Source organism: Streptomyces sp. NPDC059201 (assembly GCF_042754585.1).
Taxonomy (GTDB): Bacteria; Actinomycetota; Actinomycetes; order Streptomycetales; family Streptomycetaceae; genus Streptomyces.
Window position 1 is genome coordinate 54,492 of the sequence record NZ_JBHZBB010000006.1, and the last position, 23,634, is coordinate 78,125.

Annotated in this window: 16 protein-coding genes and 1 pseudogene; 13 read left to right on the top strand and 4 right to left on the bottom strand. The window is 73.7% G+C overall.

Features of this window, described 5'->3' with window-relative positions; translation table 11 throughout:
- Window positions 1-178: 178 nt before the first annotated feature.
- On the top strand, window positions 179-2,014 hold the full coding sequence (locus ACFXMG_RS20395) for an MFS transporter (RefSeq protein WP_383818313.1): 1,836 nt from the start codon (window positions 179-181) through the stop codon (window positions 2,012-2,014).
- Window positions 2,015-2,283: 269 nt separating this feature from the next.
- Here the strand turns inward: ACFXMG_RS20395 and ACFXMG_RS20400 are convergent, their stop codons facing one another.
- Window positions 2,284-2,718: a cell division protein SepF gene (locus ACFXMG_RS20400; protein WP_383818311.1), complete on the bottom strand. Its 435-nt coding sequence runs from the start codon at window positions 2,716-2,718 to the stop codon at window positions 2,284-2,286.
- Window positions 2,719-3,097: 379 nt separating this feature from the next.
- Here ACFXMG_RS20400 and ACFXMG_RS20405 point away from each other — a divergent pair, with 379 nt between their 5' ends.
- The 5 genes and pseudogenes from ACFXMG_RS20405 (at window position 3,098) to adhE (ending at window position 10,629) form a co-directional block, all read left to right on the top strand.
- Window positions 3,098-4,399, top strand: a complete 1,302-nt coding sequence (locus ACFXMG_RS20405) for a DUF5685 family protein (protein ID WP_383818309.1) — start codon at window positions 3,098-3,100, stop codon at window positions 4,397-4,399.
- Window positions 4,400-4,594: 195 nt separating this feature from the next.
- Entirely contained in the window at window positions 4,595-6,448 is a 1,854-nt protein-coding gene (locus tag ACFXMG_RS20410; protein WP_383818308.1) for an FAD/NAD(P)-binding protein, read from the top strand.
- A gap of 380 nt (window positions 6,449-6,828) precedes the next feature.
- Window positions 6,829-7,048: pseudogene (locus tag ACFXMG_RS20415) on the top strand (F420-dependent methylene-tetrahydromethanopterin reductase); the annotation flags it as partial.
- Entirely contained in the window at window positions 7,045-7,857 is an 813-nt protein-coding gene (locus tag ACFXMG_RS20420; RefSeq protein ID WP_383818306.1) for a DUF1684 domain-containing protein, read from the top strand. The pseudogene ACFXMG_RS20415 and the gene ACFXMG_RS20420, both read left to right, overlap by 4 nt.
- 177 nt (window positions 7,858-8,034) lie before the next feature.
- Window positions 8,035-10,629, top strand: coding sequence for a bifunctional acetaldehyde-CoA/alcohol dehydrogenase (adhE, locus tag ACFXMG_RS20425; protein WP_383818305.1), 2,595 nt, complete (start codon window positions 8,035-8,037; stop codon window positions 10,627-10,629).
- A 60-nt stretch (window positions 10,630-10,689) separates the two neighbouring features.
- Here adhE and ACFXMG_RS20430 read toward each other — a convergent pair whose 3' ends face one another.
- Window positions 10,690-11,727 (bottom strand): DUF3533 domain-containing protein, encoded by a 1,038-nt coding sequence (locus tag ACFXMG_RS20430; RefSeq protein ID WP_383818303.1) that lies wholly within the window; start codon window positions 11,725-11,727, stop codon window positions 10,690-10,692.
- 188 nt (window positions 11,728-11,915) lie between these two features.
- Here ACFXMG_RS20430 and ACFXMG_RS20435 point away from each other — a divergent pair, with 188 nt between their 5' ends.
- The 3 genes from ACFXMG_RS20435 to ACFXMG_RS20445 all read left to right on the top strand — a co-directional run bounded on the left by ACFXMG_RS20435 (window position 11,916) and on the right by ACFXMG_RS20445 (window position 17,449).
- Entirely contained in the window at window positions 11,916-15,386 is a 3,471-nt protein-coding gene (locus ACFXMG_RS20435; RefSeq protein ID WP_383818302.1) for a DNA polymerase III subunit alpha, read from the top strand.
- Window positions 15,383-16,342: a hypothetical protein gene (locus tag ACFXMG_RS20440; protein ID WP_383818300.1), complete on the top strand. Its 960-nt coding sequence runs from the start codon at window positions 15,383-15,385 to the stop codon at window positions 16,340-16,342. Before ACFXMG_RS20435 ends, ACFXMG_RS20440 begins: the two co-directional genes overlap by 4 nt.
- Before the next feature lie 282 nt (window positions 16,343-16,624).
- On the top strand, window positions 16,625-17,449 hold the full coding sequence (locus tag ACFXMG_RS20445) for an esterase/lipase family protein (protein ID WP_383818338.1): 825 nt from the start codon (window positions 16,625-16,627) through the stop codon (window positions 17,447-17,449).
- Here the strand turns inward: ACFXMG_RS20445 and ACFXMG_RS20450 are convergent.
- Entirely contained in the window at window positions 17,446-18,501 is a 1,056-nt protein-coding gene (locus tag ACFXMG_RS20450; protein WP_383818298.1) for a lytic polysaccharide monooxygenase, read from the bottom strand. The genes ACFXMG_RS20445 and ACFXMG_RS20450 overlap by 4 nt on opposite strands.
- A gap of 238 nt (window positions 18,502-18,739) precedes the next feature.
- Here ACFXMG_RS20450 and ACFXMG_RS20455 point away from each other — a divergent pair, with 238 nt between their 5' ends.
- Together ACFXMG_RS20455 and ACFXMG_RS20460 are read left to right on the top strand one after the other, a co-directional pair.
- Window positions 18,740-19,150: a hypothetical protein gene (locus ACFXMG_RS20455; RefSeq protein WP_383818297.1), complete on the top strand. Its 411-nt coding sequence runs from the start codon at window positions 18,740-18,742 to the stop codon at window positions 19,148-19,150.
- Window positions 19,147-21,300 carry a tetratricopeptide repeat protein gene (locus ACFXMG_RS20460; protein ID WP_383818296.1) on the top strand — a complete coding sequence of 718 codons (2,154 nt, stop codon included), beginning with the start codon at window positions 19,147-19,149 and terminating at the stop codon, window positions 21,298-21,300. The genes ACFXMG_RS20455 and ACFXMG_RS20460 overlap by 4 nt, the downstream gene beginning before the upstream one ends.
- Before the next feature lie 7 nt (window positions 21,301-21,307).
- Here the strand turns inward: ACFXMG_RS20460 and ACFXMG_RS20465 are convergent, their stop codons facing one another.
- A complete protein-coding gene (locus ACFXMG_RS20465; protein ID WP_383818294.1) occupies window positions 21,308-21,976 on the bottom strand; it encodes a response regulator in 669 nt (222 codons plus the stop codon).
- Between the two features lie 157 nt (window positions 21,977-22,133).
- Here ACFXMG_RS20465 and ACFXMG_RS20470 point away from each other — a divergent pair, with 157 nt between their 5' ends.
- Window positions 22,134-23,117: a Bug family tripartite tricarboxylate transporter substrate binding protein gene (locus ACFXMG_RS20470; RefSeq protein WP_383818292.1), complete on the top strand. Its 984-nt coding sequence runs from the start codon at window positions 22,134-22,136 to the stop codon at window positions 23,115-23,117.
- On the top strand, window positions 23,114-23,632 hold the full coding sequence (locus tag ACFXMG_RS20475) for a tripartite tricarboxylate transporter TctB family protein (RefSeq protein ID WP_383818291.1): 519 nt from the start codon (window positions 23,114-23,116) through the stop codon (window positions 23,630-23,632). The genes ACFXMG_RS20470 and ACFXMG_RS20475 overlap by 4 nt, the downstream gene beginning before the upstream one ends.
- The last annotated feature ends 2 nt before the right edge of the window (window positions 23,633-23,634 follow it).

Here is a 23,634-nt window from a genome sequence, read left to right on the forward strand (position 1 = left end):
CGGAGTGGCGTACGCCACACCGGGAGCCTCGTCGGGGTGAGAGGTGCGCCACCCTCCAGGGGCCCGTCCTCGCGTACGCTGACGGCTCACTCGCCCCTCATCGCCGCGCCGCCGCACGCACATCAGCCCAGGTCGGCGGCGCCTGCCGAGAGCGAGAGCGTCACTTGGAGGTACGCACATGTCGCGGACGATCACGGCCCGAACAGGACGTAGCGCCGCCGGCGGCGGCGCGAACCGGTGGGCCGTCCTCGTCGTCCTCTGCGTCAGTCTCCTCCTGGTCGCCCTCGACGCGACCATCCTCCACGTCGCCGTCCCCTCCCTGACCGAGAACCTGCGGCCCGGCTCCACCGAGCTGCTCTGGATCGTCGACGCCTACCCCCTGGTCTGCGCCTCGCTGCTGATCCTCTTCGGCACCCTCGGTGACCGGATCGGCCGCCGCCGGGTGCTCCTCCTCGGATACGGCATCTTCGGCCTCGCCTCGGCCGTCGCCGCCCTCGCCACCGAGCCCTGGGTCCTCATCGCGGCCCGCGCCCTGCTCGGCGTCGGCGGCGCCATGATCATGCCGGCGACCCTCTCCCTCATCCGGACCGTCTTCCCGGACCGGCGCGAGCGCGCGACGGCCATCGGCATCTGGACGGCGGTCGCCGCGATCGGCGCCGCCGCGGGACCCGTGCTCGGCGGCTTCCTCGTCGAGCACTACTGGTGGGGCTCCGTCTTCCTCATCAACATCCCGCTGATGGCGCTGATCCTCCCGCTCGCCCGCCGCCTGCTGCCCGAGTCCCGGGGGAGCGTCGAAGGGCCCTGGGACGTCCTCGGCGCGCTGATGGCCGCGGCCGGCGTCCTCGGCTGCGTCCTCGGCGTGAAGCGCGCCGGCGCGGGCGAACCGCTGCTCTCCGTGCTCACGGCCGGACCCCTGCTTGTCGGGGCGCTGCTGCTCGTCCTCTTCGTCCGGCGCCAGCGGCGCAGGCCGCACCCGCTGATCGACATGCGGCTCTTCTCCCGGCCCGCCTTCACCACCTCCGTCGGCTGCATCGTCCTCGCCATGCTGGCCCTCGTCGGCCTGGAGCTCATCGCCGTCCAGTACCTCCAGCTGGTCCTCGGACTCACCCCCCTGGAGACCGGGCTGCGGCTCCTCCCGCTCACCTTCGCCGCCATGGCGGCCGGCGCCACCGGCTCGTACACCCTGCGCCGGATAGGGCCCCGCCGGATGGTCGGCTGGGGCTTCCTGCTGACCGCGGCGGCGGTGCTGCTGCTCACGCTCATGGGCCAGCACGACCGGCCGCTGCTGCTCACTGCGGGCTTCGTCCTGCTCGGCTTCGGCCTCCAGACGACCCTCTTCTCGGCGTACGAGTCGATGCTCAGCGAGGCGCCGCCGCGCAGCGCGGGCGGGGCGGCGGCGATCGGCGAGACCTCGTACCAGCTCGGCGCGGGCATGGGCATCGCCCTGCTCGGCAGCGTCATGAACGCGGCGTACGCCCCCGGCCTCGCGCACGTCTCCGGGGTGCCGGCGGAGGCGAGCGGCGCCGCGGCGAACTCGCTCGGCGAGGCGTACCAGGTCGCCGACCGCCTCGGCGGCGCGGCCGGTGAGGCCCTCCACACGGCCGCGCGCCACGCCTTCGTCGGCGGACTGCACCTCACGCTCTTCGTGAGCGCGGGCCTGCTGCTCGCCGGAGCGGCGATGGCCCTGCGACTGCCCCGGGTGATGGAGTGCCCGGTCGACGTCGAGGCGGCGGTGGAGGAAGCGACGGCGGCGGCGGAGGCCGAGGCGGAGGCGGAGGCCGCGGCCGCTGCCGCGAAGACCGGGAGTGCGGTGACCGGGAGTGCCGCGGCTCCGTCGGCGCCGGCTGCGGGAGCGGTACGGGACGGGGGTGCCGGGTCGGCGATGGTGCCCGGGCAGCCGGTCGGGTCCCCGGGCGACACGGCTCAGGGCGCCGCACCCCAGGCGCCGTCCCGGCCGCTGCCGGGCGGCGACGCGGCGGGCACGATGAGCGGCGCGGCCACGAGGACCCGCTAGGGCCTGACCGGCGGGATCGGGCCTAGCGGGTCGGCGGGATCGGGCCGGGTCGGGGGGATCGGGCCGGGGCGGAATGAGGCGGGCGGGCCGGATCGGGTCAGGCCGGTCGGGCGGGGCGTTCGGGGTGGCGGGTCCGGTGGGCGCCTGTCGTACGGGCCTCGACGGCGGCCGGCCCGGATCCGCTGGGCGGGTCCGGGCCGGGGGGCGTCGGGGGGCGGGATCGGGTCGCGATCCGGGGTGGGGCGGCGTGTCGTGCGGGCGAGCGGGCGTCAGCTCTGGTTGAAGAAACCGTCCTGCTTACGGCGGCCGGACTCGCCGCTGACGATCTCCGTGTCCGCGGGGGTCAGCAGGAAGACCCGGGTGGCGACGCGCTCGATCGAGCCGCGCAGTCCGAAGGCGAGGCCGGCGGCGAAGTCCACGACCCGCTTGGCGTCGTTCGGCTCCATGGCGGTGAGGTTCACGATCACCGGGACACCGGCCCGGAAGAGCTCCCCGATGCCCCGGGCGTCCCGGAAGCCGTCCGGCGAGACGGTGGCGATCCGGCGGCCCCGCTCCTCGGCGGTGTCCGTGGCGACCCGGACGCGGGGGTCCGTCACCCAGGCGTCGCCGCTCTCGGCACCGTCGGCGTACTCGTCGTCGTAGTAACGCTCGTCGTTGTCCTCGACGAGTCCCAGCCAGGCGCTCGCCTTGCGCACCGATCCCATGGACGCCTCCTTTCACGCGGTCACTGCGGTCACTTGTGGTTCCGCAATCCCTATCGTCGTCCATGATGCGGATCGCGCGCCAAGTGGATAGGCGCCGCGCAGGGGATTCGTGACGGTACTGGTGCAGAACGTGAGGCCCGTTTCCTGGCGATTCGTCAGGAAACGTGGGGTATGCGGGGGCTGATGGGGAGCCATGTTGCTGAAAATATGAAAGTCGGTCCAGAAGGGTGACGTCGGGCGCGTACGGGTGAACGCCCCCCTCGCTACGATGCCGCGAGGCCGACCGGCGGTTCCTCGGGAACGCCCTCCGGGGACCCCGCGCGGCCCGTCGCGCGCTCCGCGCGCGACACGCTCTCGCACCGCATCACGGGGGATCGCATTGTTCGGAATCGTCAGACCCTGCACGCACCGGCTCACCGACCACCTGAAGACCCAGTGGATGGCCCACCTCTGCGGTCTGTGTCTGGCTCTCCGCGCCGACCACGGCCAGTTCGCCCGGGTCGTCACCAACTACGACGGGCTCATCGTCTCGGTCCTGACGGAGGCTCAGACCGGCGTCACCGACTCGGGACGCCGCACCGCGGGCCCCTGCCCGCTGCGCGCCATGCGCACCGCGCCCGTCGCGCGCGGCGAGGGCGCCCGGCTCGCCGCCGCGGTCTCGCTCGTCCTCGCCTCGGCCAAGGTGCGCGACCATGTCGCCGACCGGGACGGCCTGCTGGCCCGCCGGCCGGTCGCCGCCGCGGCCCGCCGGGTCGCCCGCTCCTGGGACAAGGCCGGTGCCCGCGTTGGCCACGCGGTCGGCTTCGACACCGCGCTCCTCGTCGATGCCGTGGACCGCCAGACCGGGATCGAGGCGCTCGCCGGGCCCGGCACCCCGCTCCTCGTCGTCACCGAGCCCACCGAGACGGCCACCGCCGCCGCGTTCGCGCACACCGCGCTCCTCGCCGGCCGGCCCGGGAACGCCGAACCGCTCGCCGAGGCGGGCCGGCTCTTCGGGCGTCTCGCCCATCTCCTGGACGCCGTCGAGGACCAGAGCGCCGACGCGGAGAGCGGCGCCTGGAACCCGCTCACCGCCACCGGCACCTCCCGCGACGAGGCCCGCCGGCTCGCCGACGACGCCCTGCACGGCATCCGGCTGGCGCTGCGGGACGCCGAGTTCACCGACGGCAAGCTCGTCCACCAGCTCCTCGCGCACGAGCTGCGCGTCTCGGTCGACCGCGCCTTCGGCACCACCACCTGCTCCCACGGCGGCGCCCCCGCGCACGGCCACGGGCCGGTGCCCGGCAACCCGTACGCACCCGAAGGGCCGGGCCAGGCGAGCCCGTACGGCCCCGGGCCCGGGCCCGGCAACCCGTACGCGCCGAGTCCCGGCGGACCGGCGGGGCCCGGCGGGCCCTGGAACCCCGGCCCCGGCGGACCGGGCGGGGGTGGCGGGCCCTTCCCGCCGGGACCGCCCCGCAACCGGCGCGGGCTGATAGCCGGTTGCGCGGTCTGGGTGGGACTCGCCTGCACCTGCCAGATGTGCTGCGGCACCTACGAGGACCCGTGGAGACGGGAGCGCAAGGACGGCCTCTGCAAACAGTGCGACTGCGGAAGCTGCTGCGACGGATGCGAGTGTTGCAGCTCCTGCGGCGAGGATGGCGGCTGCTGCGACGGCTGCTGCTGTGATTGCAACTGCTGACCGGCGGGAGGGAACGAGGAGGGGGAACGGGTGTGGAACAGGCATCCCTTCCCCAGTCAATCGGTAGGAGACGCACGCCACGTGCGGTACTCCGCCCAACAGCCGTTGCATCAGCGGGACTTGACAGTCGCGCCTCGCCCCGTAGCCTCGCAGGGAGGACACCGGGCTGAGGGGCCCGGCGTGCTTCCGGCAGTCATGGAGCCTTCGCATGTCCTCCTCCTCACCCTTCTCGTGGCCCCGCCGGTGAGCGCCGCCTCCCTGGTGATCGTCGGCGCCGGTCCGCGCGGCACCGGCTTCCTGGAGCGGCTCGCCGCCGGTCTGCCCGAGCTGTACGGTGACCGGCCGCTCGACGTCCACCTGGTCGACCCGTACCCGCCCGGCCCCGGCCGGATCTGGCGCACCGCCCAGTCCCCGCTGCTCTGGATGAACTCCCGGGCCGGGGACGTCACCGTCTTCACCGACGAGACCGTCCCCCTCGAAGGGCCGGTACGCCCCGGACCCACGCTCGCCGAATGGTCCGGGACCGACGGCCGCCGCTTCGCCACCCGCCCGGAGCAGGGCGCCTACCTGCGCTGGGCGTACGAGCGGGCCCGGTCCGCGCTGCCCGCCACCGTCACCCTCCACGAGCACCGCACCACCGCGCTGCGCGTCGACGGCCCGCGCGAGGGCCGGCAGCGGGTGCGGCTCGCCGGCCGCGCCGAGCCCCTCCCCGCCGACCTCGTCGTCCTCGCGCTGGGCCACTTCGACGCCGAACCCGACGCCGAACAGAGGGAACTGGCCGCCTTCGCCGCCCGCCACGGCCTCGTCCACGTGCCGCCGGGGCCCACCGCCGACCTCGACCTCAGGGCCCTCCCGGCCGGCGCCCCCGTCCTCGTCCGGGGTCTCGGCCTCGCCTTCGTCGACCTGATGGTGCTGCTCACCGAGGGGCGCGGCGGCCGCTACGAGGGCCCCGAGGACGCGCTCGTGTACGTGCCCTCGGGCCGCGAACCGGTGCTGTACGCGGGCTCCCGCAGGGGCGTCCCGTACCACTCCAAACTCGGCTACGCGCTCGACGGCGAGCCGCCCCCGCTGCCCCGCTTCTTCGGGCCCGAGCAGGTCGGGGCGCTGCTCGGCGGGGGCGGGCCGCTGGACCTCCGGCGCGACGTCTGGCCGCACATCGCCAAGGAGCTCGGCTGGGCCCACTACCACCGCCTCTTCACCGCCCACCCGGAGCGCACCGCCCGCGCCTGGAGCGCGTTCGCCGCCGACTGGACCGCCGCCGCGCCGGGCGCCCCCGCCCTCGGCGCGCTCGCCGCCGCCGCCGTCCCCGACCCGGCCGACCGCTTCGATCCCGAGGCCCTCGACCACCCGCTCGACGGGCTGCGCGTCACGAGCGCCGACGCGCTCCAGGCGGAGCTGCGCGCGTACGTCACCGCCGATCTGACGCGCCGCCACGACCCCGCCCACAGCGCCGACGCCGCCGTCTTCGCCGCCCTCGACTCCGTCTACGCGCAGCTCGTCCGGATCGCCGACCGGATCGACACCGGCGGCTGGTGGCACGGCTACTTCAGCTACCTCGCGTCCGGCCCGCCGGCGCCCCGGCTGCGCCGGCTGCTCGCCCTCTCCGAGGCGGGCGTCGTCCGCTTCCTGGGCCCCCGTCTCGCCGTCGAGGCCGACGGGCGGCGCGGCGTCTTCCGGGCCTCCTCGCCCGCCGTGCCCGGGGCGGTCACCGAGGCCCGCGCCCTGGTCGAGGCCCGCCTGGAGCTCTCCACCGTCACCCGCGCCGCCGGGCCGCTGCTGCGCGGACTGTACGAGGACGGCGCCCGGACCAACCCCGGCGGGCTGCTCGCCGTCGACCCCGCCGACGGGCGGATCACCCAGCGGGACGGGCGCCCGCACCCGCGCCGGATCGCCCTCGGCCCGTACACCACCGCCGGGGCGGGCGGCGGCTTCACCCGCCCCCGGACCGGCGGCTTCGCCTTCACCCAGAACGACGCCGCCGCCCGCGCCGCCCTCACCTTCCTACGCAACGCCCCCTGTCGCCCAACCACCCCGGCCCCACACGCCTGAACCCACCGCGCGCCCATGCCGGTCGCGCACGCGCGCGTGCCGGTGGCCGTGCCCGTAGCCGCACCCACGCCGGTGGCCGTACGCGCTACCGCGCCGGTGGCCCTACGCGCTACCGCGCCGGGCGCCGTACGCGCATCCACGCCGGTGGCCGTACGCGCGCCGTGCCGGTCGTCGTACGCGCGGCCCTGCCGGTGGCGGTACGCGCATCCGCGCCCGTGGCGGTACGCGCACCCACGCCGGTGGTCGTACGCGCGCGTGCCGGTGGCCGTACGCGCTACCGCGACCCCGAGCCCGTCGCCGTACGCGCTACCGCGCACCCGCTTCCGCCGCAGTACCGAAGCCCGTTCCCGTACGCCGGGCCCTATCCCGTACCCCATGACCGCCACTCCTTCGTCGGCACCCCCGAGTCGGTCGCCGGCGCCCTGGAGGGGCACGTGGCCACGGAACGCCGCCGACGGCTTCGTCCTGGTCCCGTGCCTCACCCCCGGCGGGGTGCCGATGCTCCAGGAACGGGGCGTCTTCCGTACGGAGTACGCCGGCACGACGCTTCGGTCGCACCTCGGGGTTCCGGCGTCGGTGTGGAAGGGTGGAACACCATGAGCGACACCACGAGCAGCAGCGAGACCACCGACGCCGCCGAGGAGTGGCAGCACTGGCACGAGCGGCGCGAGGCGGCGGTGGCCTCCTCGTACGGGCCGCTCTCCCTCACCGGCACGCACTGGCTCGCGGACTTCCCCGAGGGCCGGCTGCCGGACCTGCCGGGGGAGTGGCGGGAGGACGGCGACGAGGTGGTCCTGACGGCGGGCGCCGAGGACGGGATCACCGTCGACGGCAAGCCCTTCACCGGCACCGTCCGGCTCACCGCCGACCACGCGCCGATCCACGAGTCCCGGGTCGAGTCGGCGGGGCGCCGGATCGTGGTGCTGCGCCGCGAAGGGCTGTGGGCGGTACGGGACTTCGACCCCGAGTCGGCGGCGCGGCGGGCCTTCCGGGGTATCGAGGCCACGCCGTACGACCCGCGCTGGGCGGTGCCGGGGGTCTACCGGCCGTACGAGGAGGCGCGCAGCGTCCGGGTGGAGAACGCGGACGGCAAGGAGCGCGGGCTCGGGCTGGCCGGCGAGGTCGTCTTCGAGCTCGAAGGGCGGGTGCACGCGCTCCAGGTCGCGGTGGAGGAGGACGGCTCGCTCTGGGCGGTCTTCGCGGACGCCACCGGCGGGCGGTCCACCTTCCGCTTCCGGTTCCTGCGCCCGGCGGCGCCGGCGGAGGACGGCACGGTGACGGTGGACCTCAACCGGGCGCTGCTCCCGCCGTGCGCCTTCGCGGACCACTTCATCTGCCCCTTCCCGCCGCCGGGGAACACCCTCGACCTCGCGGTGGAGGCGGGGGAGCGGCGGGTGCTCACCGCCTGACCCGTGCCCCCGGCTGTGCTGTCCAGCCGGGGGCACCCCCTTCCAAGATCTTGTGAATCCGTTCACAAAAGGACTTCCGGCCCCGCCCCAAGGGTCTTTCCGCGCCCCTTTTCGCAGGTCATCGGGTGTCGAATGGAGACATCGAAGAAGTAAGGGACCGGTGAAGGAGGGCCTGTGATGGAGGCCAAGGAGATGGTGGAAGGACTCGTCGGGCGGGCGCTCGGAGCGCTCGCGGAGTTCGAGACCTTCGACCAGGAGCAGGTCGACCACATCGTGAAGAAGGCGTCGCTCGCCGCGCTGGCCGCCCACGGCGAGCTGGCCCGGCTCGCCGTCGAGGAGACCGGCCGCGGGCTCTTCGAGGACAAGGCCGTCAAGAACCTCTTCGCCTGCGAGCACGTCACCAACTCGATGGCCGGGCTGAAGACCGCGGGTGTCATCTCCCGTGACGAGCTGAACGGCATCACCGAGATCGCGGAGCCCGTCGGCGTCGTCTGCGCGATGACCCCGGTCACCAACCCCACCTCGACGACCGTCTTCAAGGCGCTGATCGCGCTCAAGACCCGTAACCCGATCGTCTTCGCCTTCCACCCCTCCGCCCAGCGGTGCTCGGCCGAGGCCGCCCGGATCGTCCGCGACGCCGCCGTCGCCGCCGGAGCGCCCGCCGACTGCGTCCAGTGGATCGAGGAGCCCTCCATGGAGGCCACCGGCCTCCTCATGCACCACGACGGCGTCTCCACCATCCTCGCCACCGGCGGCAACGCGATGGTCAAGGCCGCCTACTCGTGCGGCAAGCCCGCCCTCGGCGTCGGCGCCGGAAACGTCCCCGCCTACGTCACCAAGGACGCCAAGCTCCAGCGCGCGATCCACGACATCGTGCTCTCCAAGGCGTTCGACAACGGCATGATCTGCGCCTCCGAGCAGGCCGTCGTCCTCGACAAGGAGGTGTACGAGGAGGGCATCGCCGAGTTCGAGCGGCTCGGCGCCCACGTCGTCACCGCCGCCGAGAAGACCAAGCTGGAGGAGTACCTCTTCGGCGTCACCGCCTTCGGCAGCAACTGCGGCGGCGCCAAGCTCAACGCGGCCGTCGTCGGCAAGTCCCCGGTGTGGATCGCCGAGCAGGCCGGCTTCGAGGTCCCCGAGGGCACCTCGATCCTCCTCGCGGAGTGCGCCGAGGTCGGCGAGAGCGAGCCGCTCACCCGCGAGAAGCTCTCCCCGGTCCTCGCCGCCCTCAAGGCCGACAGCACCGAGCACGGCCTCGAACTCTCCGCCGCCATGGTCGAGTTCCACGGCCTCGGGCACAGCGCCGCCATCCACACCGAGGACGAGGCGCTCGCCGAGGAGTTCGGCAAGCGGGTCAAGGCGATCCGCGTCATCGTCAACGCCCCCTCCACCTTCGGCGGCATCGGCGACGTCTACAACGCCTTCCTCCCCTCCCTCACCCTCGGCTGCGGCTCCTACGGGCACAACTCGGTCTCCGACAACGTCACCGCGGTCAACCTGATCAACGTCAAGCGGATCGGACGGCGCAACACCAACATGCAGTGGTACAAGATCCCGCCGAAGATCTACTTCGAGCGCAACGCGATCCGCTACCTCGGCGAGATGGAGGACGTCCACCGGGTCACCCTCGTCACCGACCGGACCATGGGCGAGATCGGCTTCGTCCAGAAGGTCACCGACATCCTCAACGGCCGCGCCGAGCCCGTCGCGATCCAGGTCATCGACAACGTCGAGCCCAACCCCGAGCTCGCCACCGTCCAGGCCGGGGCCGCCGCCATGCGGGACTTCCGGCCGGACACCATCGTCGCCCTCGGCGGCGGCTCCCCGATGGACGCGGCGAAGATCATGTGGCTGATGTACGAGCGGCCCGAGGTCGAGTTCGCGGACACCAAGGAGAAGTTCTTCGACATCCGCAAGCGGGCCTACCGGTTCCCGAAGCTCGGTGAGAAGGCCCGCCTGGTCGCCGTCCCGACCACCTCCGGCACCGGCAGCGAGGTCACCCCCTTCGCCGTCATCTCCGACCCGGAGGCCGCCCAGAAGTACCCGCTCGCCGACTACGCGCTCACCCCCGACGTGGCCATCGTCGACCCGGTGCTGCCGATGAACCTCCCGCCGAAGGTCACCGCCGACTCCGGCTTCGACGCCCTGACCCACGCCACCGAGGCGTACGTCTCGGCCTACGCCAACGACTTCACCGACGGGCAGTGCCTCCAGGCCATCCGGCTCGTCTTCGAGAACCTGGAGACCTGCGTGAAGGAGGGCGCGAAGGCGCCCGAGGCCCGCGAGAAGATGCACAACGCGTCCACCATCGCCGGCATGGCCTTCGCCAACGCCTTCCTCGGCCTGGTCCACGCCATGGCCCACACCCTCGGCAACACCTTCCACGTCGCCCACGGACGCACCAACGCGCTGCTCCTGCCGCACGTGATCCGGCACAACGGCACCGTCACCCACAAGGCCGTGCCGTGGCCCAAGGCCGAGGTCTACCGGGCGCCGGAGCGCTACCAGGAGATCGCCCGGATGCTCGGCCTGCCGGCCGCGACCCCGGCGGAGGGCGTGGAGTCCTACGCCCGGGCCGTCGAGGAGCTGCGCGAGCGGTGCGGCATCCCGGCCGGCTTCCAGGCCGAGGGCGTCGACGAGGCGGCCTTCATGGAGGCCCTGCCGCAGCAGGCGATGAACGCCTACGCCGACCAGTGCGCCCCGGCCAACCCGCGGATGCCGATGATCGAGGACATGAAGGAGCTGATGACCCGGGCGTACTACGGCGAGTAGTCCCGGAGCGCGTGAGGAGGCCCCCGCGGCGGCGGGGGCCTCCTCGTGCCGCGGCCGGGGTCAGGCGCGGGGCTCGCCCAGCTCCGCGGCGATCGGCTCGCCCTCCGGCTTCCGCTTCAGCGAGGACATCACCAGCGTGACCGCGGCGCCGACCACCGCCCAGGCGGAGAGCACCAGCATCGAGGCGGTCATGTCGTTGCCCTTGAAGTACGCGATCGAGCGCGCCGCCCAGGTGCCCGCGCCCGGCGGCAGGGCCGGGCCGATCGCCTTCCAGAACGGCGGCAGCATCGGCGAGGGGAAGGCGCCGCCGGCGCTCGGGTTGCCCGCGACGACGATGAGCAGGATCGCCAGGCCGATGCCGACGATCCCGAAGACCGACTGGAGCGCGAGGGTGGCCGCGCCGACCGCGAAGACGACCAGGGTGCCGAGTCCCCACAGGGCGGCGACGGAGCCGGGCAGGGCGCCCAGGACCGGGCCGACGATGACCGCGCCGCCGAGACCGCCGAGGGCGGAGTAGAGCGCGAGGACGCCGAGCCGGATGACCGCCCGCTCGCGGTTGGCCGGCCGGGAGCCGGCGCTGATGGCGAGGATCGCGGCGCAGATGTAGCCGCCGACGCACCAGCCGACCACCAAGTAGAAGGCCGAGAGCCCGTCGAAGTCCCGCGGCGAGGCGGGGGCCACGTCGACCGTCCGCACCTCCCGCTGCTGGGCCGCCTCCACCTGGGTGAAGATCTTCTCCAGGGCGGAGGAGAGGACGGTGCCGCCGCCGGAGGCGACGAGCAGGGTGTCGGTGCGGCCCGCCGGGTTCAGGATCAGGGCCCCGTCGATCTCGCGGTTCATGATCTTGTCGCGGGCCTCGTCCGCGTCGGCGACCGTCTGCGGGTCGAGCGGGTCGCCCGGCAGCTTCTCCAGCTCGCCCATCAGGACGGCGGAGACCTGCGGGGGCGCGACCACGCCGAAGGGCACGTCCGTCGGCTTCGGGTTGTGCAGGGCCCCGACGTACGAGGTGATGAAGAGGAGCTGGAGGGCGAAGACCCCGACGACGAGCAGGGCGGCTCGGGGGGTGACGGCGCTTTTCAGTTCGTCGACGAGACTCATGCCCCCCAGGCTCCGGCGGCGGGGGCGTTTCCACAGGTGGGGAGCGGCCGAACGGCTGATGGGGTCGGCTGCGCTCCGCTTATCGTACGTGCGTTCGAAATGGGTTACTGTGGAGTGCGGGGGTGGGAACGTCTGTACGAATACCGGTGCGGAAGCACCGCCGGAGCAGGAAGCGCGGGAGGTGCGCCATGACGGGCTTCACCCATCTGCACACCGCCTCGGGGTACTCCCTGCGGTACGGCGCCTCCCACCCCGGAACCCTCGCCGCCCGCGCCGCCGAGCGGGGCATGGACGCCCTCGCCCTGACCGACCGCGACAGCCTCTCGGGCGCGGTCCGCTTCGCCAAGGCGTGCGAGAAGGAGGGCGTCCGCCCCCTCTTCGGCGTCGACCTCGCCCATGAGCCCCTGACCCTTCCGGCCGGCCCCGCCGACGGGACGGGCCGTGCCTCCTCCGCCGGCAGGGCCTCCTCCGCCCGCCGGGTCCCCGTGCGCGGCGGCGCCTTCGTCGACGAGTCCGCGCCCCGCGCCGTCTTCCTCGCCCGCTCCCGGACCGGCTGGGCCTCCCTCTGCGCCCTCGTCACCGCCGCCCACGCCCGCGCGGGGGAGGGCCGGCCCGTGCTGCCCGCCTCCGCCGACCCCGGCACCGGCCTCTTCGTCCTGCTCGGCCCCGACTCCGACGTCGGCCGCGCCCTCGCCGCCGGCCGCCCCGACCGCGCCGCCCGGCTGCTCGCCCCCTGGCGCGAGCGGTACGGCGACGCGCTCCGCCTCGCCGCCGTCGACCACGGGCGCCCCGGCACCGGCCCCGGCTCCCTGCGGCTCGCCGCCCGCACCCTCGGCTTCGCCGCCGAACAGGGCGTCACGCCCGTCCTCTCCCACGCCGTCCGCTACGCCGACCCCGGCCAGGGCCCGGTCGCCGACGTCCTCGACGCCGCCCGCCTGCTCGTCCCCGTCGACCCCCGCAAGGGCCTCGACAGCGGCGAGGCGTGGCTCAAGGACGCCGACGCGATGACGGCCGCCGCCGAGCGGATCGCCGAGGCCGCCGGCTTCCGCGCCGACGCCGCCCGCCGGCTGCTCGAACGGACCGCGGAGACCGCCGCCGCCTGCCTGGTCGACCCCGAGGACGACCTCGGCATCGGCTCCGCCCACTTCCCCGAGCCGCACCTCGTCGGCGCCGCGCACCGCACCGCCCAGCGCGTCCTCGCCTCCCGGGCCGCCGCCGGCATGGTCCTCAAGGGCTACGAGAAACGGGGCGCCTACTGGGACCGGATGCACCGCGAGCTCGACATCATCGCCCACCACGGCTTCGCCACCTACTTCCTGACGGTCGCCCAGGTCGTCGACGACGTACGGGGGATGGGGATCCGGGTCGCCGCCCGCGGCTCCGGCGCCGGCTCCCTCGTCAACCACCTCCTCGGCATCGCCCACGCCGACCCCGTCGAGCACGGCCTGCTCATGGAGCGCTTCCTCTCCAAGCGCCGCACCGCCCTGCCCGACATCGACATCGACGTCGAGTCCGCCCGCCGCCTGGAGGTCTACCGGGCGATCATCGGCCGCTTCGGCGCCGAACGGGTCGCCACCGTCTCCATGCCCGAGACCTACCGCGTCCGCCACGCCGTCCGGGACGTCGGCGCCGCCCTCTCCATGGACCCGGCCGAGACCGACCGGATCGCCAAGGCGTTCCCGCACATCCGCGCCCGGGACGCCCTCGCCGCCCTCGACGAACTCCCCGAACTGCGCGAACTCGCGGGCGAACGGGACAAGTTCGGCCGCCTCTGGGAGCTGGTCGAAGCCCTCGACGCGCTCCCGCGCGGCATCGCCATGCACCCCTGCGGAGTGCTCCTCTCCGACGCCTCGCTGCTCACCCGCACCCCCGTGGTCCCCACCAGCGGCGAGGGGTTCCCCATGTCCCAGTTCGACAAGGAGGACGTGGAGGACCTCGGACTGCTCAAGCTCGACGTGCTCGGCGTGCGCATGCAGTCCGCGATGGCCCACGCCGTCGCCGAGGTCGAACGCGCCACCGGCACCCGGCCGGACGTCGACGCCGTCCCGGCCGGCGACCCCGACACGTACGCCCTGATCCGCTCCACCGAGACCCTCGGCTGCTTCCAGATCGAGTCCCCCGGCCAGCGCGACCTGGTCGGCCGGCTCCAGCCCGAGACCTTCCACGACCTCGTCGTGGACATCTCGCTCTTCCGCCCCGGCCCGGTCGCCGCCGACATGGTCCGCCCCTTCATCGAGGCCCGGCACGGCCGCGCCCCCGTCCGCTACCCCCACCCCGACCTGGAGGGCACCCTGAAGGAGACGTACGGCGTGGTCGTCTTCCACGAGCAGATCATCGAGATCGTACGGATCATGACCGGCTGCGACCGGGCCGAGGCCGACCAGGTGCGGCGCGGGCTCTCGCACCCCGAGTCGCAGGGCCGGATCGAGGTGTGGTTCGCCCAGCTGGCGAAGCGCCGGGGGTACGCGGACGAGGTCGTCGCCCGCACCTGGGAGATCGTCGCGGCCTTCGGCTCGTACGGCTTCTGCAAGGCGCACGCGGTGGCCTTCGCCGTGCCCACCTACCAGTCGGCCTGGCTCAAGGCCCACCACCCGGCCGCCTTCTACGCCGGGCTGCTCACCCACGACCCCGGCATGTACCCCAAGCGGCTGCTGCTCGCCGACGCCCGCCGGCGCGGGGTGCCGGTGCTGCCGCTGGACGTGAACCGGTCGGCGGTCGCCCATCGTATCGAACTGGTGTCCGAGAAGCCTCCGGTGTGGGGGCTCCGGCTCGGCCTCACCGACGTCCACGGCATCAGCGAGGCCGAGTCCGCCCGCATCGAGACCGGCCGCCCCTACGCCTCCCTGCTCGACTTCTGGGACCGCGCCCGCCCCAGCAAACCCGTCGCCGAACGCCTCGCCCAGGTCGGCGCCCTCGACGCCTTCGGCGCCAACCGCCGCGACCTCCTCCTGCACCTCACCGAACTCCACCGCACCCAGCGCGGCGCCGCCTCCTACGGCGGACAGCTCCCGCTCGCCCAGGGCCGCAAGACCGCGCCCGTCGGCCTGCCGGACCTCGACGAGTCGGAGCGCCTCAGCGCCGAGCTCGGCGTCCTCGGCATGGACGCCTCCCGCCACCTCATGGGCGACCACCACGCCTTCCTCCGCGAACTCGGCGCCGTCTCCGCCGACCGGCTGCGCTCCACCCCGCACGGCAGGACCGTCCTGGTCGCGGGCGCCAAGGCCGCCACCCAGACCCCGCCGATCCGCTCCGGCAAGCGCGTCATCTTCACCACCCTCGACGACGGCACCGGCCTCGTCGACCTCGCCTTCTTCGACGACGCCCACGAGCGGTGCGCCCACACCGTCTTCCACTCCTGGCTGCTCCTGGTCAGGGGCGTGGTGCAGCGGCGCGGCCCGCGCAGCGTCAGCGTCGTCGGCGCCGCCGCCTGGAACCTCGCCGAACTGGCCGAACTACGGGCCTCCGGCGGGCTGGAGGCGGTCGGGGAGCGGCTCGCGGAAGCGGCGTCCGCCCCCGGGGAGAGCACCGACAACGGGCGCCGGATCCGCATGGGGACCGGCTACGAGATGAACCCCTGGGCCGACCTCCGGCCCGCCGGGGAGGGCGCCGCGACCCCGGCGCGCAAGCTCTGGCACAGCAGCCCGGGGAGCGCCGGATGATCCTCTGCGTACGGTTCCGCCCGGAGGCCGCGGAGGAGTCGCTCTTCCCCCGACTGGTCGAGCTGCTCGGCGAGTTCACCCCCGTCGTGCAGGCCGCCCCGCCGCACGAGGCGCTCGCCGACGTGCGCGGCGCGCTGCGCTACTTCGACCGCACCCCGGCCGAGCTCGCCGCCGTGATCCGCGTCCGGGCCCTCGCCCTGTACGGCGTGGACTGCGTCATCGGGGCCGGACCCAACCCGATGCTCGCCCGCATGGCCGCCCGCGAGGCCCGCCCCGGCCGGACCCTGACCGTCGACGACCCGGCGGCCTTCCTGCGCGACCGCCCCGTGGTCGCCCTCGACGGCGTCGGCCGCGCCACCGCCCGCACCCTCTGCGGCTACGGACTCGACTCCGCAGGACGGGTCGCCGACGCCCCGCTCGCCGTGCTCCAGCGGCTCGTCGGCGCCAAGGCCGGCCGCGACCTGTGGGAACGGGCCCGGGGCATCGACCGCACCCCCGTCGTGCCGAACGCCGCCTCCCGGTCGATGGCCGCCGAGCGCTCCTTCCCATACGACGAACTCGACCGTACGGAACAGCGCCGGGCGCTGCTCTCGCTCGCCGGCGAACTGGGCGCCCGGCTGCGGACCGAGGACCAGGTCTGCCGGTCCCTCGCGCTCACCGTGCGGTACGCCGACCGGAGCACCACCAGCCGGAGCCGCACCCTGCCCGAACCGACCGGGCACACGGCCGCGCTCACCGCCCTCGCGTACGCGCTCCACGACTCCCTCGGCCTCCAGCGGGCCCGCGTCCGGGGCATCGCGCTCCGCGCCGAGGGCCTCGGGCCCGCCGAACGGGCCGGGCACCAGCTCACCTTCGACCCGGCGGACGAGAAGGCCCGCCGGATCGAGGAGGTGGCCGACCGGGCGCGGGCGCGGTTCGGTCCCCGGGCGATCGTCCCCGGCTCCCTGGCGGCCTGAACTCCCGCCGTACGGAGTCGATCTGACGATACGCCAGGTTTTACCGACGCGTAACTTCCCAGCGGGTAACACCCGTGCGTAACGTGGCCGGAGAGCATCCCCACTTGTGGTCCGGACCGCAGGGCACAGCACCCCCACCATCCCCTTGAGCCGCAAGGAGATCGCCCGATGCTGCCCCGGAACCCCCGGAATCCCCTGGCCTCCCGGACCTCCCGGACCTCCTTCAGGAACCCCAGGACCCCCTGGAAGCACCTCGCCAGAGCGCTGTCCGTCCTGCTCCTGATGGTCGCCGCCGTCCTCGCCCCCACCGCCACCGCCCAGGCCACCACCGCCCAGGCCGCCGCGCCGAGCCGGGGCTGGAACGACTGGTCCTGCAAGCCCTCCGCCGCCCACCCGCGCCCGGTCGTCCTCGTCCACGGAACCCTCGGGAACTCCGTCGACAACTGGCTGGCCCTCGCCCCCTACCTGGTGAACCGCGGCTACTGCGTCTACTCGCTCGACTACGGGCAGCTGCCGAACGTGCCCTTCTTCCACGGCCTCGGCCCCATCGAGAAGTCCGCGGGCCAGCTCGACGTCTTCGTCGACCGGGTCCTCGCCGCCACCGGTGCCCCCGAGGCCGACCTCGTCGGACACTCGCAGGGCGGCATGATGCCCCGCTGGTACCTCAAGTTCCTCGGCGGCGCCGAGAAGGTGAACGCGCTCGTCGGCATCGCCCCCGACAACCACGGCACCACCCTGCTCGGCCTCACCAAGCTCCTGCCGCACTTCCCCGGCGCCGAGGACCTCATCAGGTCCACGACGCCGGGCCTGGCCGACCAGATCGCCGGCTCCGCCTTCCTCACGAAGCTCAACGCGGGCGGCGACACCGTGCCCGGCGTCCGCTACCACGTCATCGCGACCAAGTACGACCAGGTCGTCACGCCCTACCGCTCGCAGTTCCTGAGCGGCCCGGACGTCACCAACGTCCTCATCCAGGACAAGTGCGCGCTCGACCTCTCCGAGCACGTGGCCATCGGCACGGTGGACCGGGTCACCTTCCACGAGGTCGCCAACGCCCTCGACCCGGCCCGCGCGACCCCGACCACCTGCCTGTCGGTGATCGGCTAGCCGCGCCGCGTCCGCCGGGTCGCCCCGAACAGCACGGCCGCGCCGACCGCCAGCACGCCGGCGCCGCCGAGGGCGAGGTACGGCGTCGTGCCGTCCCCGCCGGTCTCGGCCAGCTCCACGGCCCCACCGGCGGGGGCGGGCGCGGGCGCCGGCGTCGTCGCCTTCGCCTCGGGCCCGGTGGACGCGTCGGCGTCCCCGTGCCCGCCGTGCTCGACGGTGGAGTGCTCCCGGCCCGCCTCGATCTGCTCGTCGGAGGGCGCGGAGGCGGTCGGCGCGGGCGTGGCGGGGGCCTCGGTGGCGGACGCCGTGGCACTCGGCGCGGTGGCGGAAGGATCGGCCGACGTGGTGGCGGTCGCGGTCGCGGTCGCAGTGGCCGTCGCGGTGGCCGGCGTCGTCGGAGCCGTACCCCCGCCGCCCTGCTGCTCCGCTCCGAAGACCACATCGGAGCAGGTGTAGAACGCCTCGGGGGAGTCGGACCGCTGCCAGATCGAGTAGATCAGGTGGCGGCCCGACTTCTCCGGAACGGTCCCCTCGAAGACGTAGTCGCCGCCCTGCATCCCCGGGTCGGTCACCGTCAGGAACGGCTGCGCCTCCAGGTCCGACCAGGCCAGCGGCTTCGAGGCGTCGTACCCGTCCTTCGTCACGTACAGCGCGAACGTGCCCTTGTGCGGCGCCGTCCCCTTGTACCGGAAGGTGTGCTTCCCGGACGCCAGCTTCGACGACGGCCAGTCCGCCCGGGCCAGGTCGAGGCCCTTGTACTTGTCGTTGCCCGCGCTGCACAGCTTCCCGTCCGGGATCAACTGCCGGTGCTGCCCGGCCGCGTTCGCGATGTTCACCGCGTTCCAGTCGTAGAACGCCTGCGCCCCGCTCGCCGCCACCGCCGCCTTGCACGCCGCCGACGACGGCGACTCCGGCCCCTCCGCGTAACAGGCCGCGACCCGGCTCACCGGATCGGTCATCGACCCGTGCGCGTACGCGGGACCGCCGGCGAGCCCGGCGAGGGCGACCGCGGCCGAGGCGGTGAGAACGGCGGCCGTACGACGAGACGTCATGGGGGAACACTCCAGACACGAGGGTGGTGTGGGGGGTTGCCCCGCACGCTAGCCCCCGAAATCCCCGAAAAAGGCCCCGGAGAAGGGCAGATGACGTTTCTTAGGACCGCTTTAAGGTGCCGCTAAGAAGCGACTCAGGCAGACCGTGCCGACGGTCGGGGTCGGCGGGAATCCTTTGTGACGGCCGGGTCCGCCTGGATACCCTGGCCGACAAGCGACAACGGAATGGGGGCGGTTCGTGGACGCGGAGTTGGCCGTACTTGCGGGCACGGCGGGGACGACCTTGGTCACTTTGCTGACGACCGAGGCATGGCAGCGCATCAGCGACGGCATCACCTCGCTGTGGCGCCGTGCCGAGCCTGATCGGGCCGAGGCGATCTCCGCCGAGCTGGAAGTGACCCGCACGGAGCTGCTGTCCGCGCGGGAGGCCGGTGACCTCGAAACCGGCGGCGAACTGGGTGTGGAGTGGCAGGGCCGCATCCGGCGGCTGCTCGTGGCCCACCCCGAGGAGGCCGCGGTGCTCCGCACACTCCTCGACGAGCTCAGGCCCGTCACGCCCGACGCCCCGGCAGTGACCCAGCACGCCACCGCCTCCGGACACGCCCGCGTGTACCAGGCGGGACGCGACCAGCACATCGGCCCGTCATGACCGGCGCCAACGACGGACGTGCCGACGGGCACGGACGGGTTTACCAGGCATCGGGTGACCAGCACATCATCGAGCACCATCACCACGCCCCAGAGTGGGCGGGCCCCGACTCGGTACGCCACCCGGCGGTCGGCCGCGCGCCCGTCGTGCTCCGAGACCGCGTCGGGGAGATGGACCGCCTGCGGGCCGCCGTCGAGCCCGGTGTAGGCAACGGCGTCTACGTCCTCCACGGCATGGGCGGATGCGGCAAGACCGCCGTCGCCCACACCCTCTTCCGCCACGCCGTCGACCACACCGGCCGGATCGGATTCTGGGTCAACGCCTCCGATCCGGCCTCCCTCCGCGGGGGCATGCTCGCCGTCGCCGCCGACCGGGGTGCCACCGACGCCGAGCTCACGGGCGCCCGGAGCGGGCTGCGCCCCGCCGCCGACCTCGTCTGGCAGTACCTCGACGCCTCCGACCGGCCATGGCTGCTCGTCCTGGACAACGCCGACACCCCCGCCGTGCTCCGCGACGGCGGGTGGCTGCGTACGAGCCCCACCGGCATCGTCGTCGTCACCACCCGACAGGCGGCGGCCCACTGGTGGCCGGGTGCCGAGCTGCTGCAGTTCGGCGTCCTCCCCCGGGAGGACGCCGCGCTCGTGCTCCAGGACCTCGCTCCCCACGCGGGAAGCGCGGAGGAAGCGGCGGAGGTCGCCGACCGCCTCGGTTGCCTCCCCCTGGCGCTCACCCTGGCCGGCGGATTCCTCGCTCACCAGATCATCGATCCGTGGAACCTCACGGACTACCGGCATGGGCTCGACGGCGCGGCCGGTCACCACCCCATCGAACTCATCGACCAGGGCGCCGAGACCGGCGCGGAGTCCCGCCATCTGCTCAGCCGCACCTGGCAGCTGTCCCTCGACGCCCTCACCGCTCAGGGCCTCCCCGAAGCCACCGCGTTGTTGCGTCTGCTGGCCTGCTGGGCCGGTGACCCGCTCCCGCTCGCCCTCGTCGCCGGGGCCGACCTCGGTACGGAACTCCACCCGTCCCGCGTCGAATCCGCCCTCCGCGGCCTCCTCGATCACTCGCTGACCGAACTCGTACCGGGCCGGGTACGCTGCCTGCGGGTCCACGGGATCGTCCTCGACAGCGTGGCCAGGGCGACCCCTGCCGAGCAGCGGGAGCGGTTCGCCACGACGGCCACCCGTCTCCTCAAGGCCGTTCTGCCCGAGGTGCCTGAACACGGCGAGCAGGACCCCAGGACGGTCCTGCTCGCTCCTCACGTCATCGCCTTCCTACGGCGCGTGGTCGGCTGGAATGCCGGCGCGGCGGCTGTCGAAGACGCTACCGACTGTGTCCTCAGGCTCGTCACCGCCGTGCACAGGTCGGGGGATTACGCTTCCGCACTCACCTTGGCGAGGGACGCCCTCGACATCGTCACTCCTTGCCTGCCGGCCGACAGTGCGCTCGTCCTCAGGCTCCGCATACGTGTGGGGCGCATTCTCTTCCGGCTCGGACGGTTCGAGGAGTCCGAGCGCGAGTGCCGGGAGGCGCTCGACGCATGTGAGCAGGCGTTCGGGCCCGACGCTCTCGACACCCTGGAGGCATGTCTGCGCCTGACGGGCGCACTCAGCAACCTCGGGCGGTTCGAGGAGTCGTTGAGCCTGCTGAAGCGGGTGGCTCAAGGCAGGGAAGCAGCACTCGGGCCCTCCCACCCCCTCACGCTCATCGCGTCCCTGTACGTCCTGGAGGCGGCCGGTCACCCCGACGCGGCCGCGCTGCCGGAGCGGGACGAGATCATCGCGACGGGTCCTGCTGTCATCGAGGGCTGGCGCGGTGCCACGAGGGAGGGCCACCTCATGAGGTTCACCGCCGAACTGAACTACGCGTACGTGCTCTCCGCCGCGGGGCGCCCGCTGGAAGCGCTGCCTCATGCCCGCGAAGCCCTCTCCGGGTACGAGCGCTTCGCTCCGGGCCATCCCCTGCTGCTCAACACGCGACAGACACTCGGCGTCATTCTTGACGCCCTGGGACGACACGACGAAGCGATCGAGCTGGGGGAGATGGTGGTGGAGGGCCGGATCCGGCTACTGGGCCCTGCGCACCCTTGGACGGTCCGCGCCGAAGCGCTTCTCCAGCGGTACCGGACAGCCGCCCGCTCGTCATGACGGCCCCTCACCCCGCCGGCCGGTAGCGCCGTTCCGGGCGGCCCGTTCCTCCGTACCGGAGGGTCACCTCGGCGCGGCCCGTGGTGGCGAAGTGTTCGAGGTAGCGGCGGGCGCTGACGCGGGAGAGGGAGCCGGCCTCGGCGCACTCGGTGGCCGAGAGGCCCTCCGGGTGGGCGCGGAGGATGCCCTCCAGGAGGTCCGCGGTGTGCGGGGCGAGGCCCTTCGGGAGTTCGCGGGAGCCGGGCGGGCGGGTGCCGAAGATCTGGTCCACGTCCTCCTGCCGGGCCTCGTCCAGGCCGTCGAGGCGGGTGCGCAGGGACGCCGCGTGGCGCAGCTGCTCGTGGAGCGCCGCCTGGTTGAAGGGCTTGATCAGGTAGTGCAGGGCGCCGGCCCGCAGCGCCGCCCGGACCATGCCCGCGTCCCGCGCCGCCGTGATGAAGAGCGCGTCCACGGCGAGACCGGCCCCGCGCAGCTCGCGCAGCACCCCGATGCCGTCCATGTCCGGCAGGAAGATGTCCAGGAGCACCAGGTCGGGGCGGAGGCGGTGGGCGGCGCGCAGCGCCTCCGCGCCGGTGTGCGCGACACCGACGACGGAGAAGCCCGGCACGGCCGACACATAGCGGCTGTGCAGCTTGGCCACCATGAAGTCGTCGTCGACCACCAGCACCTTCGTCACGCCGCACACGGTAGGTGGAGACCACAAGGACCACAACGTCCGTTGGTTGCGGAAGAGAGACAGCTTCTTAACGCGCGGGCAACATGTGGCCCACTTCACGTTTCCCGGGCCCTGCCCGGAAACCCCTTCCACCCCCCAACCACCGAGAGGCGGCCTCGTGCGTCTTCGCACCCCCTTCGCCCTGCTCGGGGCGGCGCTGCTGGTGCTCGTGGGGCCGCCGCTGCTCACCCCCGGCAGCGGCTCCGACACCGGCACCGACATTCCCGGCCTGCGGTTCATGGTCCCCAACACTCCCGGCGGCGGTTACGACATCACCGCCCGCACCGCGGCGAAGAACGCCGAGGAAGCCGGTCTCACCGGCGACATCGAGGTCTTCAACCTGCCCGGCGCGGGCGGCACCGTCGGCCTCACCCGGCTCGTCGGCGAGCGCGGCGACGGGCGGGTCGCCATGTCGATGGGCCTCGGCGTCGTCGGAGCCGTCCACACCAACAAGACCCCCCGGACCCTCGCCGACACCACCCCGATCGCCCGGCTCACCGAGGAGCAGGACATCGTCGTCGTCTCCAAGGACTCCCCGTACACGACCATCCAGGAGCTGCTCGCCGCCTGGAAGGAGAACCCCGGGAAGCTGCCCGTCGGCGGCGGCTCCTCGCCCGGCGGCCCCGACCACCTCGCGCCGATGCTGATGGCCCAGGCCGCCGGCATCCCGCCGAAGGAGGTCAACTACATCCCCTTCGACGGCGGCGGCGAACTCCTCGCCTCCATCCTCGGCGACAAGGTCGCCTTCGGCGTCTCCGGCGTCGGCGAGTACCTGGACCAGATCAAGTCCGGCGAGCTGCGCCTGCTCGCCGTCACCGGCGCCGAGCGCGTCCCCGGTCTCGACGCCCCCACCCTCCGCGAGGCCGGGCTCGACACCGAGTTCACCAACTGGCGCGGCATCGTCGCCCCGCCCGGCCTCACCGACGCCGAGCGGGAGAAGCTCGTCACCCTCGTCACCAAGCTGCACGACTCGCCCCAGTGGCGCGAGTCCCTGAAGACCCATGGCTGGACCGACGCCTTCCTGCCCGGCGAGGAGTTCGGCGCCTTCCTCACCGAACAGAACACCCGCGTCGATACGGTGCTGAAGGAGCTGGGACTGTGACCACCCCCGGAAAGCCCTCTTTCAAGAACCGGCTCAAGGACCGCTCCGAGCTCGGCGTCGGCGTCCTGCTGCTCCTGCTCGGCGTCCTCGTCCTCACGGACGCCCTCACCCTCGACGTCGACGTCTCCGCCCGCGGCCCCGTCGGCCCCGCCACCGTCCCCCTGCTCGTCGGCTGCGGCCTCGTCGCCGTCGCCGTCCTCCTCACCGTCGACGTGCTGCACGGCGGCCGCGGCGAGGCCGAGGGCGGCGAGGACATCGACCTCGCCGCCCCCGCCGACTGGCGCACCGTCCTGCTGCTCGTCGGCGTCTTCCTCGGCTTCGCCGTCCTCATCGGCCCGCTGGGCTTCCCGGTCGCCGGCGCCCTCCTCTTCTGGGGCGCGGCCTACGCCCTCGGCAGCCGCCACCCCGCCCGCGACCCGCTGATCGCGGCCGTCCTCTCCCTCCTCACCTACGGCGTCTTCGACCGCCTGCTGGGCGTTCCGCTGCCCGGCGGGCCGCTGATGGGAGTGCTCTGACC